The following is a 17,504-nucleotide window of genomic DNA, read 5'->3' as shown; positions in this document are numbered from 1 at the left end:
GAATAGATTGAATCTAGAAAGTCTGTCCAGCTTATCAGCAATCGCGGCACAAAAATATAATAACGGACAGCCATCCTACGCACAACCGACGGAAACGGACTATCTGACCGGGAGGGAATTGGGGAGAATGGAACAAGCACACTGGCACCAATTAAGCAATGAACAGCTTTCAACAAGTCTGGAAGTCGACCCGAAGCAGGGTCTTTCGGAGGAACAGCTTGCGGAACGAAGAGAAAGGTCAGGATGGAATGAGCTGAGTGAGGGGAAGCGAGTTTCGGCAATCTTGCTGCTGCTCAACCAGTTCAAGGATTTTATGATGCTCGTATTGATGGGAGCGACCCTGATATCCGGACTGCTTGGCGAATATTTGGACGCGATTACCATTATTGCTATTGTTGTACTGAATGGAATTCTCGGCTTTGTACAGGAATTCAGAGCTGAGCGTTCATTGCGAGCTCTGAGACAACTGTCGGCTCCAACCGCCAAAGTGTTGCGGGGCGGCAAACGAATTCAAGTTCAGGCCAGAGAGCTGGTTCCGGGTGATATTGTGCTGCTGGAAAGTGGTGATCGCATTCCCGCAGATGTAAGGTGGTTGAGTACGAACGGCTGTGATGTAGAGGAGTCTGCCCTGACGGGGGAATCAGTTCCGGTGAGTAAGCATTCCCGTCCTATTCATGCCGCCGAAGTACCACTCGGGGATCAAAAAAACATCGGTTTTATGGGCACGATGATGACCAGAGGAACCGCACAAGGAATGGTTATACGTACAGGTATGAGTACCGAAATGGGTAAGATCGCAGACTTGATTGAAAATACGGAGTCGCAGGAGACACCGTTGCAGCACAGATTGGAGCAATTGGGCAAAATTTTGATTATCGTAGCGTTGGCGTTAACGGTGCTCGTTGTCGTAGCAGGCATTTTACATGGACAGCCAGCCATGAGCATGTTCTTGGCCGGAGTGAGCTTGGCTGTGGCGGCCATACCGGAAGGGTTGCCGGCTATTGTGACAATTGCGCTCGCATTGGGTGTGCAGCGTATGATTAAACGAAAGGCGATTGTGCGTAAGCTGCCTTCTGTTGAAACGCTCGGCTGTGCATCTATCATTTGTTCCGACAAAACGGGCACCCTGACCCAAAATAAAATGACAGTCACCAAGCTATGGCTGGACGGTCGCTTCTGGGGAGTTACGGGAGAGGGCTACGACCCACACGGGCATATTATGGATAGAGACCTTCCTGCTGATCTTAAAAACGGACAATCTCTGCGTAGACTGCTACAAGCCAGTGTACTTTGCAACAATGCTGAAATTGTTCAAGCTGATACAGAGGAGTTGCGTTCGAAAAAGAAGACCAAAGAGCCGACGCCGTCCGCCGTTTGGGAGCTGAAGGGTGACCCGACGGAAGGAGCACTGGTCACGTTAGCTGCCAAGGGCGGGGTCACGAGACAAGGGCTATATGAGCTGTACACAAGGGAGCGAGAATTCCCTTTTGACTCGGATCGGAAGCGAATGTCGGTACTCGTACGCCACCAGGGAGGACACATCGTCTTTGCCAAAGGTGCGCCGGATGTGCTGCTGGGTCAGTGCTCCTACATTTTATGGGAAGGAAATGTCGTTCCGTTAACGGGCACGCTGCGCCAAAAGGTACTGGCAGCTAACGAAGGAATGGCCTCAGAGGCGCTGCGTGTACTTGGTGTCGCTTACCGTGATATCCGCTCGCATGAGCGTGTCTCCACGGTTGAGGAGGCTGAAGCACAGCTGATCTTTATCGGGCTGACAGGCATGATTGATCCGCCACGTCGCGAGGTTCGCGAAGCCATTGGCAAGTGCCGTCGTGCTGGCATTCGCACTGTGATGATTACCGGAGATCACGGTACAACTGCAGAAGCCATAGCACAGCAGTTGGGCATTCTTCAGCGCGGCTCCCATGTGTTGACAGGACAGGAATTGTCTGTGATGGATGATGCGGCGCTGGACAAAGCTGTTGATACCGTCTCTGTGTATGCACGGGTTTCGCCGGAGCACAAGCTACGGATCGTCAAGTCACTTCAAAGACGCGGACATGTCGTAGCCATGACCGGTGATGGCGTCAATGACGCTCCGGCGATAAAGGCGTCGGACATCGGTATTGCGATGGGCATTACCGGGACGGACGTGACCAAAGAAGCGGCTGCGCTTGTACTGAGTGATGATAATTTCTCAACGATTGTAGCCGCAATTGAGGAAGGACGGAATATTTACGAGAATATCCGTAAATTTATCCGTTATCTACTCGCCTCCAATGTTGGTGAGATTTTGACGATGTTCTTTGCCATGATGGCCGGGCTGCCATTACCTTTGTTACCGATCCAGATTTTATGGGTGAATCTGGTGACAGATGGCCTACCAGCGATGGCTCTGGGGGTGGACCAGCCAGAAAAGGATCTCATGGAGCACAAACCTCGTGGCGCAAAGGAAAATATTTTTGCTCGTCGACTGGGCTGGAAAATCATTAGTCGTGGCTTGTTGATTGGTTTATGTACGCTAGCGGCCTTCTGGCTGACATTACGTATTGCACCGGATGACGCAGGACAATTGATCAAAGCACAGTCCGTTGCCTTTGCTACGCTAGTTCTGGCACAGTTAATTCATGTATTTGATTGCCGTAGTTCCCGTTCTATTTTCCATCGTAATCCGTTTCAAAATAGTTATCTCGTGCTTGCGGTGCTTTCTTCCGTAGTGTTAATGCTGGTGGTTATGTACGTGCCAATGCTGCAACCTATTTTCAAAACGGTACCGCTCGGTTTGCGTGAGTGGGCGCTATCCATTGTGGCAGCCGGGATTCCCACGTTTCTGATGGGAGCGGGAAGTGTATGGGGCGGTCGACGCAACCGTCGTCGCGGCGGAAATACACACTTTTCAGCGGGACGTACGAAGTTTTCAGCCTAGAAATCAGGTCATGTATACCGCATCGCTTTCCCACTATTGCCCTGTATGATATCATGGGATCAAAGCTTCATGAGGAACATGATATCAGCAGCAACGGCGGAGGTAAGCTATGGAATTCACAAAAATGAACGGTCTAGGTAATGATTTTATCGTTTGGTTTGGGCATCAGGATTTGCCGTCTGACGCCTCGGAATTAGCTGTTCGGCTATGTGATCGACATTTTGGTATTGGTGCCGATGGGTTGGTATATATATTGCCGTCAGAAAAAGCGGATTTCTGCATGCGTATCATTAACTCGGACGGCTCGGAGGCCGAGCAATGCGGTAATGCTATCCGTTGTGCTGCTAAATACGTATATGACCGTAAGCACATCAACCGTGAACAGATCACGATCGAGACACTGGGTGCAGGGGTACAGCAGGTCGAACTAACTGTAGAGAACGGACTTGTTCGTATGGTGAAGGTGGATATGGGAGAGCCGATTCTTGAGGGTTTGAAGATTCCAACTACACTGGATCTGTCTAGCGTAATTAATGAGCCCATTGAAGCTGGCGGAAGTGGTTTTCGTTTTACGGCTGTATCTATGGGGAATCCGCACTGTGTCATTTATGTGGAGGATGCGCCAAGCTTTGATCTGGAAGCCTGGGGGTCGAAGCTGGAATGCCATCCGCTGTTCCCTAAAAAGACAAATGTTGAGTTCGCCACGGTACGTAGCCGGAAGCATATAGATATGAGAGTATGGGAGAGGGGAGCCGGACCAACGCTAGCTTGTGGAACCGGAGCCTGTGCTACACTTGTTGCTTCTGTACTAAATGGATACAGCGACCGTCACGCCATTGTAAGCCTGAAGGGCGGCGACCTGGATATCGAATGGAGCGAGGACGATAATCACATATATATGACGGGCCCGGCTGAGATCGTGTACGAAGGTCGTCTGTTCTAAATCATGTGAACTTTAAAAATAGCGTGCAACTGGCCTATGAATCGTATAGAAGTGAGTGAAAAGAGGACCTTAGTAGGTCTTCTTTTTTTGGACTTACATGCCGCTGTATACAAGGAATACGATGAACAAAGCAACATTCTGTCTTTTTTTGGCGCCTGAACGATGTATAATATAGAAAATGAGAAAACAATAAGGAGGCCGTTCATAGTGCGGAAATTTCGTTGGATTTCAGCAGTTGCAGTCCTCATATTTGTAGCCACCGCGCTTCCGGTTCAGGCGGCGACCATTCCTGCTGGCGCGGAAACGACGGACAAGCAGGTTGGCTCGCTAACTCCGACAGTGGTAAGCCGTTTAGAAAAAGCGGTGCAAGAACTCATCGGTTCAAAGACAGCATTTCAATTTGACGATGTGACAGATATGGGGAAAACTTGGATTGTAGAAGGCGAACTGGAAGATGGAACTGCTACGTTGCAGACAGAATATAATAAAGAAAAAAACAGAGTGGATTCTACAACAATACGATATAAAATAAGCAGCTTAGGAAAGGCGATGAACGCGCCACTCAAGACGAAAGTGCTAAACAGCGCCAAAGCGTTTGACAGCAAGCGTCCTTTGCAATTTGAAGCATTCTGGCGGGTCAAATCCCCTTATCAGTCCAACAAGCCTTCAAATTACTGGGTATTTTGGGGCGCAGGAGAACAAGCTTCCTCGTTGTATGTGGATGTGGATCGAGGTAACGCTATTACCATCAACGCGGACTATGCGCTGAAGCAGGTGGACCCTTTGTTACTGAACCGTGCAATGAACACATTTAAGCGTGTGAGTGGACAGCGAATCAAGGTACAGCACGCTTCACGGTACAAGGACGAGACGAAGGGACTTTCATATTGGTCGTTCGAGGATGCAAACGAGGCGAGTGAGGTCAAAATTAGCGCGGTAACCGGTAAAGTGCTGGCCGTATCCACCTATGGGGTGGACTGGAATGATGACGCAGATTTCAAAAAAACATTTGCAAGCCCGAAATATACTGCCTCAGAAGCTTTGAAGCTAGTCAAGCCCAAGGCTCAAATGTTGTTTAATATCAATTTGTCGGGCTATAAAGTGAAAGTTCAAGGAAATCAATATACGTTCTCGAAGCAGCAAAAGGGAACGGATTCTATTGTGGCTAAAGTGAATAAAAAAGGGACTTTTTACGCTTACTCTCTTCATTCTTCTGATGGGAAAATGCCATGAAAATGTAGTAGGAAATAGAAAAGATAAATCAAGTCGTTTCACTCCTGAGATCATTTTGTCGGGGAGTGGGGCGGCTTTTTTTGTTTTTGGCTTATGTTTATAGTCTCTTTATGTTACATTAGTATGAAAATAAAGAGCGGGGTGGAGCAGAGGACATGAAACCGGATTTGCGTACTGTGCTGAATCGTGAAATTATTGTCGGAGACGGCGCAATGGGGACTTTTTTATATCAGCTAGGATTTCCAGTCAATACGTCTTTCGAAGAACTGAACATCACTTCGCCTGACGTTATATCAGACGTGCATAGTCAATATTTAAGTGCAGGAGCTCGATTGCTGGAGACTAATACATTTTCTGCAAATGATTATAAGTTAGCCCGGTTTGGACTGGAATCTAAGGTAGAAGAGATCAATCGTGCCGGTGTGAGAATTGCCAGAGCTGCGGCCGGACCTGAACATTATGTGGTAGGTGCGGTGGGTTCCATATGTGGGGGCAAACGGCTTAACATATCCAAGCTGGAGCTGGCAAGAAACTATGAGCAGCAAATTGATGCCCTTCTCTCCGAAGGAGTCGACGGCATTTTGTGCGAAACGTTTTATTCACTGGATGAAATACGCATTGCGCTTCACAGTGTACGTAAATACAGTGACATTCCGGTAATTTGTCAGTTTGCAGTTGATCAGGTTGGTCGTACCCAGGATGGTTTTTTAGTTGCGGAAGCTTTTTCGGTGCTGCGTAATGAGGGGGCAGACATCCTTGGATTTAACTGTCACTCGGGTCCGCAGGGAATTATGAGTGTAATGGAGCAGCTGGATGGCCCTTTGTCTGTACCGCTGTCCGTATATCCGAATGCGGGACTAGCAGATTATGTGGACGGTCACTATGTATACGGTGCATCACCTGAGTATTTTGGGGAATGTGCCAAGTCCTTTGTAGACCTGGGGACGAGGCTGCTCGGTGGTTGCTGCGGAACTACACCGGACCATATTGCAGCTATCTCAAAAGCTTTGAACCGTTTGCAACCGCCTCCGCTGGCTTCAAAAGAAGCTCTGTCGAAAGAGTCCTTTCAAGTGGCGGAGCAGATTGCAGATGAAGGGGAACGAGGAAATGGCAGACATACCAGCGAGCCCAACATTGTGGATCTGGTTAAGGAACGACATACGGTCATTGTAGAACTGGATCCTCCGCGCGATCTGGACATTACGAGGTTTATGCAAGGTGCTCATGCGTTGAAGAAAGCCGGGGCCGACGCACTTACACTGGCTGACAACTCGCTTGCAGTTACTCGTATGAGCAACATGGCGCTTGGACATTTGGTCAGTATTGAAACAGGTTTGCGCCCATTAATTCATATAGCTTGTCGTGATCGCAATCTGATTGGTACTCAATCCCACATGATGGGTTTTGACGCGCTCGGTATTGACCATGTACTGGCGGTTACTGGCGATCCGGCGCGGTTTGGTGATTTGCCAGGCGCCAGTTCGGTGTATGATATGACCTCTTTTGAAATCATACGCATGATCAAGCAATTAAATGATGGTGTTGCATTTTCCGGTAAGCCACTGAAGCAGAAGGCTAATTTTGTGGTAGGTGCCGCATTTAATCCTAACGTCAAGCATTTGGGTAAAGCCGTGCAGCGATTAGAGAAGAAAATTGCCTCCGGAGCTGATTATGTTATGACTCAGCCCGTTTACGACCACGAGCTCATTGCAGCCATCGCGGAAGCGACACGACATTTGGAAGTACCGATTTTTATCGGTATTATGCCGCTGGCTAGTGGGCGCAATGCAGAATACTTGCACAATGAAGTGCCAGGCATTCAGTTATCCGATGAGGTACGTGCACGTATGTCTGGTCTTGAGGGTCCGGAAGGACGAGCAATGGGCGTGTCTATTGCCAAGGAGTTACTCGATACGGCAATGGAACATTTTAATGGTATCTATTTTATGACTCCATTTATGTTCTATGAAATGACAGCTGAATTGACTTCTTACGTATGGCAAAAATCAGGCCGCGTACAGGCCCCCTTGTTTCGACTATAATAATCAATTACAATAGTATAATGGATGTGATGCCGATGTCATTGAGTATGACCGGATACGGTCAAGCCATCCTTCATTATGAGGGCTATAAAGTGCGCTTGGAATTGAAATCGGTGAATCACCGCTATTGCGAAGTGATGATGAGAATTCCGCGCGAATGGACTCGTTACGAAGATGGCTTGAGAAGAACGGTTCAACAGCAGATTAAACGCGGTCGTATCGATGTCTTCATCCACAGAGAACGTGATGAAGAACAGATGCCCGCCGCGCGGTTGAATGACACTGTGGTGCAGGCTTACCTGCATGCAGCGGAGCAGCTGGCGGATCGTTATGGAGTGAAAGGAACGTTAGGGATAAGCGATATTCTTGCTTTGCCTGACGTTCTGGGTGAGCCTGGAGAGGCTTGCCATGGAGACGAAGAGGACTGGGAAGAGCAACTACAGCGAGCTTTGAATGAAGCTTTGCAAGGTTTACTGGAGATGAGAAGGCGAGAAGGCGGGCATTTGGCGCAAGATGTGGAATCCCGTATTTTACGGCTGGAATCCCTGCATCATGAAATGACGGTGCTGGCTCCTCATGTTGTGAGCGACTACCGTAACAGGCTGAAACACAGGCTTAAAGAGCTTCAGGACGGTTCATTTACGCTTGATGAACATAAGTTCGGAATGGAGATTGCGTTATTCGCGGATCGCAGCAATATTGATGAGGAACTTACCCGGCTTCAAAGTCACTTTGGACAGTGCAAGGGATTGCTGCTGTCAGACGAGCCGGCCGGTCGCAAATTAGATTTTTTAATCCAGGAAATGAACAGGGAAGTCAACACGATCGGCTCCAAGGCTAATCATCTCACATTGGTTAATTTGGTCGTTGAGATGAAAGCAGAGCTCGAGAAAATTCGTGAGCAGGCTGCAAATATTGAGTAGCTACCTGGTAGCGGCACGGCTGCAAGAGTCACATGTATAGGGGGAAGGACCTGAATATGGCAATCAAATTGATCAATATTGGTTTCGGCAATATCGTGTCGGCCAACCGAATTATCTCCATCGTCAGTCCGGAGTCTGCTCCGATCAAGCGGATTATACAGGAAGCCAGGGACCGTCATATGCTAATTGATGCTACCTATGGCCGCCGGACGCGGGCTGTTATTATTACAGACAGTGATCATGTAATCCTGTCTGCGGTGCAGCCGGAGACGGTCGCTCATCGCCTATCCACTAAAGATGATGACAATGACGAATAAAAATGGAGTGTACTATGGCTAAGGGATTATTATTTGTAATATCCGGACCTTCGGGTGTCGGTAAAGGGACGGTAGGCAACGCATTGCGTGATAAGCTACCAGAGATAACATACTCCGTTTCTGCTACAACTCGAACACCTCGTTCAGGCGAACAGGATGGAGTGACCTATTTTTTTAAAACGCGTGAAGAATTTTTGGGTATGATTGAACGAGATGAAATGCTGGAGTATGCTGAGTATGTAGGGAACTATTATGGTACTCCACGTGATTTTGTAGATCAGACGCTTGCGCAGGGAAAAGATATTTTTCTGGAGATTGAAGTTCAGGGAGCGCTAAAGGTTAAAGAAAAATTTCCAGAAGGCATATTCATCTTTCTGCTTCCGCCTTCGCTAGACGAATTAAAGGATAGAATCCGGGGACGGGGCACAGAAACTCAAGCGACCATAGACCACCGTATGTCGGTAGCTGTGGATGAAATGAATTTGTTGCGTCACTATGATTATGCGGTCGTCAATGATGAGATTGATTTCGCTTGTAAACGAATAGAATCCATTATTATCGCCGAACATTGTAAGGTTCATCCTTAAACGAGGGCTTTACATATGCCAAGCGTACCTAAAGAGAAATAATACTGTATAAGCTGAGGTTGAAGGTGTACACTGGAGTTCAGCTTATACAGTCCCAAAACTACATGAAGAGGTGTCTATTCGTGCTGTATCCTTCCATTGATGAAATGATGAAAAAGGCAGATAGTAAGTATTCGTTGGTTGTAGCGGCTTCACGTCGTGCCAGACAGTTGCGCGAGGGTGAAAAGACGACTCTCAAGAATCCTAAATCCCACAAACAGGTTGGAGTGGCGTTGGAAGAGATTTACGCGGATCATCTGCGTCTTGAAAGCGGCGAAGACGAGTAAGAATTATACACAACTATTATAACCGGGCGCAATGCCAATTCCTTTGACAACCGCAAGGTTGTTATTTTTTTAGGTCAGGGGGAGTTAACGATGTTGAAGGGAAAAGTTATTATTCTTGGTATAACTGGCGGAATTGCTGCTTACAAAGGGGCTGCGCTGTGCAGTAGGTTGACGCAAAAGGGAGCCGAGGTTCATGTGATTATGACGGCCTCTGCCAAGGAGTTTATTACCGAACTTACGTTGCAGTCGCTCTCTCGTAATCCGGTGTACAGTGACACATTTGATGAAAGAGAGCCGTCAGTCGTATCCCATATTCATCTGGCGGATGCGGCTGATTTGGTGCTTGTTGCTCCTGCAACTGCGAATATTATCGGGAAAATGGCGCATGGTCTTGCTGATGATATGCTGTCTACAACGCTGCTGGCTACAACAGCGCCTATTATGGTGGCCCCTGCGATGAACGTACATATGTACACTCATCCGGCAGTCATGCAAAATATGGAGACGCTTGTATCACGTGGCGTGAAGATGATTGAGCCTGGTGAAGGATTACTGGCTTGCGGTTACGTTGGCAAAGGACGTTTGGAAGAGCCGGACACAATTGTGCAAACCATAGAGCGCTTTTTTGATCAGCAAGCTCAGGAACAAAAAACCAACATCAAGTCTGAACCACGATGGTTTGGTGGCGAATCTATGGAGGTTCAAGTGCCTGAGTCACTTGTGAATGAGAATGAATCGGTGCTTTCAGGCAAAAAAGTCATTGTAACGGCTGGAGGCACGATCGAGCGAATTGATCCAGTGCGTTATATCACAAATGATTCATCTGGCAAAATGGGCTTTGCCATTGCAAAAGTGGCTCAGGAGATGGGTGCAGAGGTGCACTTGATTGCTGCCAATACCAGCGCGGAACCGCCAGCTGGTATTATGCTTGAAAGAGTCCAGTCAGCTGAAGACATGTACGCCGCTGTATTAAAGCAATGGGAAACGAGCGATATGGTCGTTATGGCTGCTGCAGTTGCAGATTATCGACCACGTGAGATTGCACAGACCAAGATCAAGAAAAAAGATAGTGTATTTACGCTAGAGCTAGTGAAGAACGTCGATATTCTAGAATCACTCGGACAGAGTAAGAAACATCAATTTTTAATTGGCTTTGCAGCTGAAACCGAACATTTGGAGACGTATGCGATAGATAAATTAGAACGTAAAAATTGTGATTTGATCGCGGCAAACGATGTAACTGTGAATGGTGCTGGTTTTGGCGTCGATACGAATGCTGTTCAAATTTATGACCGAAGCGGGATCGTAGAGCGTATTCCTGTACAGTCAAAGGAAGAAGTTGCGCGTAAGTTGCTTATTATAGCCGCGGGACGCATGGGTGGGGTGCTGCATTAATGGAGACGGGCAATTTAGTTGCCAAGGTCATTGTCGATGTACCTGCCAAGGATACGGACCGCACCTTCGATTATCTGATACCAGACTCAATGAGACCTTGGATTGAGCCGGGTAGCCGGGTAGCTGTACCATTTGGCAAACGGACGGTGCAGGCTTTTGTCATCTCGGTAGTCCCAGCTGATGATCCACCGAAATACAGGATGAGAGCGATCCAGGAGTTGCTGGATTTGGTACCACCCTTATCTGCCGACCTAGTCGAACTGGGCAAATGGATGAGCGAACGTTATGCTTGTAATCAAATTATGGCACTGCAAGTGATGATTCCTACCGCGCTCAAGGGCAAGGCAGAACGTTATATCTCAATTGCCGAACAGCATGAGTTAACACATCCACAGCGTACTATACAACCGAATCAGGGCGATGAACTCGAATGGGCACTTCTGACCGACGATGGTATGAGTGATCCGACGGAGCGTCGGATTGTTAGCTTCATTCAGGAGAAGGAGCAAGTCCCATTGCAGCAACTCAGTCGACGTTTCCCTGAGGAAGCAGAGGTTATTAAATCACTGTTACGCCGGGGTGTGCTTCAGGAAAGTCAAGTTATTAAAGACAAACTTGGCAAAAAGACCATGAAATCCGTTGATCTGGCTATCGGCATAGACGAGGCATCAACGGCGCTGGAGCAATTTTCTGCCAAAGCGCAGCGTCAGCGGGAGGTACTTGCTTTTTTGCTGGAACGTAGCGAGTTTCTGCCTCTGTCGCTGAAGGAAGTCATGACCTCACTGAGTGTGTCTGCTGCAACGGTTAAGGCGCTGGAAGATAAGGGCTATGTGTTGCTGGAGGATGTCGAAGTGTTCCGCGACCCGTACCGGGGCAGACACTTCAAGCCTACAGAGCCACTCCCTCTCACAGTAGAGCAGCAGTCGGTATATGAACGGATTATTCGCCAGCTGGACACGCGTGAGCAGGGAGCTTATTTGTTGCATGGAGTCACAGGGAGCGGTAAGACGGAAATCTATCTACAGACGATTCAGCGTTGTATTGAGCAGAATCGTCAGGCCATTGTACTGGTACCTGAAATATCGTTAACCCCACAAATGGTAGAACGTTTTAAAGGCCGCTTTGGCGATCAGGTAGCAGTGATGCACAGTAGGTTGTCCGGGGGGGAACGGTACGATGAGTGGCGCAAAATACGCGAAGGCCGTGTGAAAGTGGCGATTGGTGCTCGCTCGGCAGTATTTGCGCCTTTTCGTGAGTTAGGTCTTATTATTATGGATGAGGAGCACGAAACGTCCTACAAGCAGGAAGAGACACCTAAATACCATGCGCGTGATGTTGCCATTCGCAGAGCCCATCAGCATGGGGCTGTCGTTATTCTCGGCTCGGCAACACCGTCGCTGGAAAGCTACTATGCGGCTCGCTCACAAAGCAACGACGAGTTTGCGCCGCTGCTGCTTGAAATGCCAACTCGCGCATTGGGGAACACGTTACCCGAAGTACATATCATGGATATGCGTGAGGAACTGCGTGCTGGCAACCGCTCTATGTTCAGCCGTGCATTGCATAATGGAATTGCAGAGCGGTTAGAGCGTAAGGAGCAGACGGTACTACTATTGAATCGGCGTGGGCACTCCACGTTCGTCATGTGCCGTAGCTGTGGCTATGTCGCGGGTTGTCCGCATTGTGATATTTCGCTCACGTATCATCAGCGGTCGAACAATTTACGTTGCCATTACTGTGGTTATTCCGAGCCCGTGCCTCAGACTTGCCCTGAGTGCGGTAGTGAGCATATTCGTTATTTCGGTACAGGTACCCAGCGAGTGGAAGAAGAGCTGGCGAAGCTATTCCCCGGTATACGTGTTGTTCGAATGGATGTTGATACAACGACAGAAAAAAATGCCCACGAAAAGCTTCTCAAGCAATTTCGTGATAAAAAAGCGGACGTGCTGCTCGGTACTCAAATGGTTGCCAAAGGCCTGGACTTTCCCGATGTGACACTGGTTGGTGTCATTACTGCGGATTCGGCTCTCAATTTACCGGATTTTCGGGCTGCGGAAAAGACATTTCAGCTGTTAACACAAGTAGCTGGACGGGCTGGGAGACATCAATTGCCGGGGGAAGTATTCGTACAATCCTATACTCCAGAGCATTATTCGGTGATTCACGCAAGTCGCCATGATTATGCTTCTTTTGTGAGGGAAGAATTGAAACACCGCCGCAATTTGCACTATCCACCATATTGTCGTCTTATTTTGGTGACCTTTTCTCATGAACAACTCCCGGTGCTGGTCCGATTGGCTGAGAATTATTCAGCAACACTACAGGGACGGGCCAGACAACGGGGCTGGTTCGGGAATATGGATCGTCTTACATCGGATGTACTCGACATTTTGGGGCCAGTAGCTTCACCCATTTCGAGAATCAAGAATAGATACCGATTTCAATGTATGATAAAATGGCGTGGAAATATCGATGCGATTAGTTTGGCTCAGCAAGTAGCTGATGAAATGGCCGAATCCGCACAGGCACAAAAGTTGCTGATTAGTCTGGATGTTGATCCGCAAATGCTTATGTAGAGTGTTGCCACAAAAGTTATTATCACAATTAATGCGGACAAGCCGTCCGTACATAGGATAATGTAGCAGTCGCGTGTGTGATGAATACAGTTAAGCCTAAATGAAACATAAAGAGGAAGGTGTTCTGTTGTCATGTCAATTAGAATTATAGTGTTGGAGCCGGATGACGTATTGCACAAAGTAGCAAAGGAAGTCACTAAAATTACGCCTAACGTGCAAAAGCTGCTCGACGATATGGCAGATACGATGTATGAAGCGGAGGGAGTAGGTCTTGCTGCTCCGCAAGTAGGTATTTTGAAGCGTCTCATTGTTGTAGATGCTGGAGATGAGCATGGATTGATTAAAATGATCAATCCAGAAATCGTAGCCGAAGAAGGGGAGGAATTGGGTCCTGAAGGCTGCCTGAGTATACCTGGGTTGAACGGGGATGTGCGTCGTGCCGAGAAGGTTACAGTCAAGGGACTGGACCGCGAGGGTAAGGCCATTACCATTACAGCGACAGGGTTGCTTTCTCGTGCTTTTCAGCATGAAATTGACCATTTAAATGGAATTTTATTCACGGATATTGCAGAAAAAGTATATGAGGTTGCGCTGGAACAGCCAGGACCGAACCGTCAGATAGGAGAGTGAGGTTCGATGAGTCAAGACATTCGTATTATCTTTATGGGTACGCCTGAGTTTGCAGTGCCATCGCTGAACATGTTACTGGACAACGGTTATAACGTGGTCGGTGTGATTACACAGCCCGATAAGCCACAGGGACGAAAAAAAATATTGACGCCTACACCAGTCAAGGAAGCGGCAGAAAAACGCGGATTACCTGTACTGCAACCGACCCGCCTGCGCCAGCCAGAAGCGGTGGCTCAGGTGGCAGAGCTGCGTCCTGATCTGATCGTAACCGCAGCCTATGGGCAAATTTTGCCTAAGTCCGTACTAGACTTGCCTCGGTTCGGCTGTCTGAATGTGCATGGTTCGTTACTTCCCCGTTATCGGGGAGGTGCACCGATCCAGCGTGCGATTATTAACGGTGAGACCGTGACGGGTGTGACGCTGATGTATATGGCGGAAGGACTGGATACTGGCGATATGATATCGCGAGTTGAGGTTGCTATAGAGCCGGAGGATACCTCCGGTACGATTTTTGAGAAATTAAGCGTAGCTGGAGCAAAGCTTTTGCAGGACGAGCTGCCTAAGTTGCTGGCAGGCCAATCAGACCGTACGCCGCAAAATGAGGACGAGGCTACCTATGCCCCTAACCTGAACCGCGACGATGAGCGTATTTCGTGGAGTGACAATGCACAGCAGATATACAACCGGATTCGCGGCCTTGTTCCCTTTTCCGGCGCGTTTACGCTTTGGGAGGGAAATGTTTTTAAAATATGGGCTGCTGAGCAGCCTTTCATAAATAATGACGTGAGTGGCTCAAATGCTCCAGCACCCGGGACGGTTCTTCAATTGACCGCTCGTGGCATTGAGGTGCAGACAGGCGAAGGAACTCTCTGGCTGACTCAGGTTCAACCGGCTGGCAAAAAAGTTATGGATGCTGGAACCTTTGCACGCGGCGGACAGATGAAGCCAGGCATGGTGCTCGGATGAGCGGGAGTCACTCCCGCCAGGGAGGCCAAGGCAAGGGAGTGGGTGCCAGAACCGGCAAGACTCGCAATCAGACGGCGCGGGAAGTTGCACTTGATGTGTTGACCAGTGTGGAGCAAGAGGGTGCGTATAGCAATCTTGAGCTAAATCGTCGGCTTCAGCAGGCAGGTTTGTCTGCAAGTGATGCTGGTTTGGCGACGGAACTTGTATACGGTACAGTCGCACGCCGAAATACACTAGATTATTTTTTGAATAAATTTGTTCAAAAAGGAACGGCCAAGCTTCAGGCTTGGGTACGTTCGTTGCTGCGGATGAGTGTGTATCAGGTGGTGTATCTGGATCGAGTTCCGGATCATGCAGTCGTTAGTGAAGCGGTGACCATTGCCAAGCGGCGTGGGCATCAGGGTATTTCCGGTATGGTCAACGGCGTGCTCCGCAGCATGCTGCGTGAGCCGGACAAGCTGCGTATTCCTGACGATTTGTCACCGGAGGAACGGATTTCATTAGAACATTCCCATCCACAGTGGCTGGTTAAGCGCTGGATTAAGCAGTACGGTGCAGATACTGCTGAGGCTATCTGTCAGGCTAATAATGAGCCCCCTGCGGTCAGCGTACGGGTGAATACGACAATGATCAGCCGTGATCAGCTGCTGGACGAGATGAACTCAAAAGGGCTTGATGCCGTTCCTTCAGCAGTTAGTCCTTATGGGATTGTTGTTCGTAGCGGTGGAAATATGGCGCTTACCTCGTGGTATACGGACGGCTTGCTGTCCGTACAGGATGAAAGCTCCATGCTCGTTGCCGAAGCAGTCGCTCCTGTGCCTGGCATGCTGGTACTGGATTGCTGTGCCGCTCCAGGTGGCAAAACAGCTCATATGGCTGAGCTGATGAAGGATCACGGACGGATAGTTGCGAATGATCTGCATGCCCATAAGCATCAATTAATTCGTGAACAGGCTAATCGACTTGGCCTGGATGCCGTGGAAACAGTCACTGGTGATGCGCTAGAACTGAAGGAACGATATGCTCCAGCTTCTTTTGACCGTATTTTGCTGGATGCGCCATGCTCTGGCTTTGGAGTGATTCGTCGTAAACCGGACCTGCGTTGGAGCAAAACTGCGCAGGATGTACGCGACATTACACAGCTTCAGCATGAGCTGCTGGATAGTGTGGCGGGACTGTTGAAGCCAGGTGGTATTCTGGTATACAGCACATGCACGATTGAACCGGACGAAAATGAAGGACAATTGACTCAATTTTTAAGCGAACATCCAGAGTATGAATTGGCAGAGGGTCATTCCTTCCCAGACGTGAGCCGCGAAAAGGATAGTATACAGGGAGGCTCGGTACAGCTGTTACCGCAGCATTTCCACAGCGACGGATTTTATATCGCGCGCCTGCGTCGGGTGAAATAGCGCGGAAGAGAATTCCAGGCAGCTTTCCACCAGTATTTCCACATTCCGCCGGAACATTTCCGGCGGTTTTTTGCATGAAGACGAAAAATTTTTACCCCCTCAGGGATTTGTGCTAAAATAGGAAGAATGAAAAATACTATCTGCGATCAAACAGAACTTAATGAAGAAGGAACGGGTGCAAACATTGATGAAACCTTTTATATATGATTTAACTCTGGAGGAGCTTCAGGACTGGGCCAAGAACAATGGCGAGCCTGCTTTTCGTGGAGGACAAATTTTTGACTGGCTGTATGTGAAGCGAGTCAATGATTTCAGCGAGATGACGAATTTGTCCAAGGCGCTGAGAGAGAAGCTTGAGGAGCAATTTAGTTTTGTGACGCTTAGTGAAATTACAAAGTTGGAATCGAAGGACGGTACAGTAAAATTCCTGTTCGGTTTGCACGATGATCATGCCATTGAAACGGTCATTATGAGACACAATTACGGAAACAGCATTTGTGTAACGACTCAAGTGGGGTGCCGGATTGGTTGTACTTTCTGCGCTTCGACGCTTGGAGGCCTCAAACGGAACCTGACGGCTGGTGAAATTACTGCACAGGTGGTGCAGGCTCAGAAAATTTTGGATAAAACCAATGAACGAGTGAGTAGCATCGTGATTATGGGCTCGGGCGAGCCTTTTGAAAACTATGAAGCGACCATGACGTTTTTACGTACAATGGTTCATGAAAAAGGTCTGAACATTGGTCAACGTCATATCACAGTGTCGACCAGCGGTATTGTACCGAATATTTATAAATTTGCCGACGAGGATACCCAGATTAATCTGGCAATATCCATTCATGCGCCTAATGATGCGCTTCGTTCGAAGCTGATGCCTGTAAATCGGCGTTATCCCTTTAAGGATGTTATGGATTCTCTACGTTACTATCTTGCTAAGACGGGGCGGAGAATTTCGTTTGAATATGCCCTGATTGGTGGTGTAAACGATCAGGCAGAACATGCTGAAGAGCTAGCGGATGTGTTAAAGGACATGCTGTGTCACGTCAATTTGATTCCAGTCAATCATGTGCCTGAGCGCAAGTATGTACGCACATCACGCAGTGATATTTTTAATTTCCAACGTATTCTTGCCGAAAAAGGCGTCAATGTGACGATCCGGCGTGAACAGGGTCACGATATTGCCGCTGCTTGCGGTCAGTTGCGTGCAAAGCATATGGAGTTGGGGTGA

Annotated in this window: 14 protein-coding genes; all 14 read left to right on the top strand. The window is 48.4% G+C overall.

The annotated features are described in order from the left end of the window. Positions 1-127: 127 nt before the first annotated feature. A complete protein-coding gene (locus MKY24_RS16305) occupies positions 128-2,926 on the top strand; it encodes a calcium-translocating P-type ATPase, SERCA-type (RefSeq protein WP_220025420.1) in 2,799 nt (932 codons plus the stop codon). A gap of 109 nt (positions 2,927-3,035) precedes the next feature. Then, the gene (gene dapF / locus MKY24_RS16300) at positions 3,036-3,869 is read left to right on the top strand and encodes a diaminopimelate epimerase (protein ID WP_023989311.1); all 834 of its coding nucleotides are present in this window, start codon (positions 3,036-3,038) and stop codon (positions 3,867-3,869) included. A 207-nt stretch (positions 3,870-4,076) separates the two neighbouring features. Further along, positions 4,077-5,102 (top strand): hypothetical protein, encoded by a 1,026-nt coding sequence (locus MKY24_RS16295; RefSeq protein WP_023989310.1) that lies wholly within the window; start codon positions 4,077-4,079, stop codon positions 5,100-5,102. 155 nt (positions 5,103-5,257) lie between these two features. After that, positions 5,258-7,144: a bifunctional homocysteine S-methyltransferase/methylenetetrahydrofolate reductase gene (locus MKY24_RS16290; protein ID WP_023989309.1), complete on the top strand. Its 1,887-nt coding sequence runs from the start codon at positions 5,258-5,260 to the stop codon at positions 7,142-7,144. 35 nt (positions 7,145-7,179) lie between these two features. Then, on the top strand, positions 7,180-8,067 hold the full coding sequence (locus MKY24_RS16285) for a YicC/YloC family endoribonuclease (protein WP_013310895.1): 888 nt from the start codon (positions 7,180-7,182) through the stop codon (positions 8,065-8,067). Between the two features lie 56 nt (positions 8,068-8,123). Then, positions 8,124-8,384, top strand: coding sequence for a DUF370 domain-containing protein (locus MKY24_RS16280; protein WP_005548256.1), 261 nt, complete (start codon positions 8,124-8,126; stop codon positions 8,382-8,384). 14 nt (positions 8,385-8,398) lie between these two features. Further along, the gene (gene gmk, locus MKY24_RS16275; RefSeq protein WP_013310894.1) at positions 8,399-8,971 is read left to right on the top strand and encodes a guanylate kinase; all 573 of its coding nucleotides are present in this window, start codon (positions 8,399-8,401) and stop codon (positions 8,969-8,971) included. 122 nt (positions 8,972-9,093) lie between these two features. Then, positions 9,094-9,297, top strand: coding sequence for a DNA-directed RNA polymerase subunit omega (gene rpoZ / locus MKY24_RS16270; protein ID WP_013310893.1), 204 nt, complete (start codon positions 9,094-9,096; stop codon positions 9,295-9,297). A 90-nt stretch (positions 9,298-9,387) separates the two neighbouring features. Continuing rightward, positions 9,388-10,692: a bifunctional phosphopantothenoylcysteine decarboxylase/phosphopantothenate--cysteine ligase CoaBC gene (gene coaBC / locus MKY24_RS16265; protein ID WP_339200329.1), complete on the top strand. Its 1,305-nt coding sequence runs from the start codon at positions 9,388-9,390 to the stop codon at positions 10,690-10,692. Beyond that, positions 10,692-13,268: a primosomal protein N' gene (gene priA, locus MKY24_RS16260; RefSeq protein WP_339200328.1), complete on the top strand. Its 2,577-nt coding sequence runs from the start codon at positions 10,692-10,694 to the stop codon at positions 13,266-13,268. The genes coaBC and priA overlap by 1 nt, the downstream gene beginning before the upstream one ends. 132 nt (positions 13,269-13,400) lie before the next feature. After that, entirely contained in the window at positions 13,401-13,898 is a 498-nt protein-coding gene (def, locus tag MKY24_RS16255) for a peptide deformylase (RefSeq protein WP_023989305.1), read from the top strand. 6 nt (positions 13,899-13,904) lie between these two features. Next, positions 13,905-14,864 (top strand): methionyl-tRNA formyltransferase, encoded by a 960-nt coding sequence (fmt, locus tag MKY24_RS16250; RefSeq protein WP_339200327.1) that lies wholly within the window; start codon positions 13,905-13,907, stop codon positions 14,862-14,864. After that, positions 14,861-16,276, top strand: coding sequence for a 16S rRNA (cytosine(967)-C(5))-methyltransferase RsmB (rsmB, locus tag MKY24_RS16245; RefSeq protein ID WP_028540563.1), 1,416 nt, complete (start codon positions 14,861-14,863; stop codon positions 16,274-16,276). Before fmt ends, rsmB begins: the two co-directional genes overlap by 4 nt. 187 nt (positions 16,277-16,463) lie before the next feature. Continuing rightward, on the top strand, positions 16,464-17,504 hold the full coding sequence (gene rlmN, locus MKY24_RS16240) for a 23S rRNA (adenine(2503)-C(2))-methyltransferase RlmN (RefSeq protein WP_013310887.1): 1,041 nt from the start codon (positions 16,464-16,466) through the stop codon (positions 17,502-17,504).

The sequence above is a fragment of the Paenibacillus sp. FSL P2-0322 genome (assembly GCF_037975315.1).
GTDB classification, from domain to species: Bacteria; Bacillota; Bacilli; order Paenibacillales; family Paenibacillaceae; genus Paenibacillus; species Paenibacillus polymyxa_B.
This window is presented reverse-complemented; position numbering and strand designations above follow the sequence as displayed.

Bases quoted from the DNA above. Each gene is read 5' to 3' on its own strand.
- MKY24_RS16305 (WP_220025420.1), top strand. From the start codon at position 128: ATGGAACAAGCACACTGGCACCAATTAAGCAATGAACAGCTTTCAACA.
- dapF (WP_023989311.1), top strand. From the start codon at position 3,036: ATGGAATTCACAAAAATGAACGGTCTAGGTAATGATTTTATCGTTTGG.
- MKY24_RS16290 (WP_023989309.1), top strand. From the start codon at position 5,258: ATGAAACCGGATTTGCGTACTGTGCTGAATCGTGAAATTATTGTCGGA.
- MKY24_RS16285 (WP_013310895.1), top strand. From the start codon at position 7,180: ATGTCATTGAGTATGACCGGATACGGTCAAGCCATCCTTCATTATGAG.
- MKY24_RS16280 (WP_005548256.1), top strand. From the start codon at position 8,124: ATGGCAATCAAATTGATCAATATTGGTTTCGGCAATATCGTGTCGGCC.
- gmk (WP_013310894.1), top strand. From the start codon at position 8,399: ATGGCTAAGGGATTATTATTTGTAATATCCGGACCTTCGGGTGTCGGT.
- coaBC (WP_339200329.1), top strand. From the start codon at position 9,388: ATGTTGAAGGGAAAAGTTATTATTCTTGGTATAACTGGCGGAATTGCT.
- priA (WP_339200328.1), top strand. From the start codon at position 10,692: ATGGAGACGGGCAATTTAGTTGCCAAGGTCATTGTCGATGTACCTGCC.
- def (WP_023989305.1), top strand. From the start codon at position 13,401: ATGTCAATTAGAATTATAGTGTTGGAGCCGGATGACGTATTGCACAAA.
- fmt (WP_339200327.1), top strand. From the start codon at position 13,905: ATGAGTCAAGACATTCGTATTATCTTTATGGGTACGCCTGAGTTTGCA.
- rsmB (WP_028540563.1), top strand. From the start codon at position 14,861: ATGAGCGGGAGTCACTCCCGCCAGGGAGGCCAAGGCAAGGGAGTGGGT.
- rlmN (WP_013310887.1), top strand. From the start codon at position 16,464: ATGAAACCTTTTATATATGATTTAACTCTGGAGGAGCTTCAGGACTGG.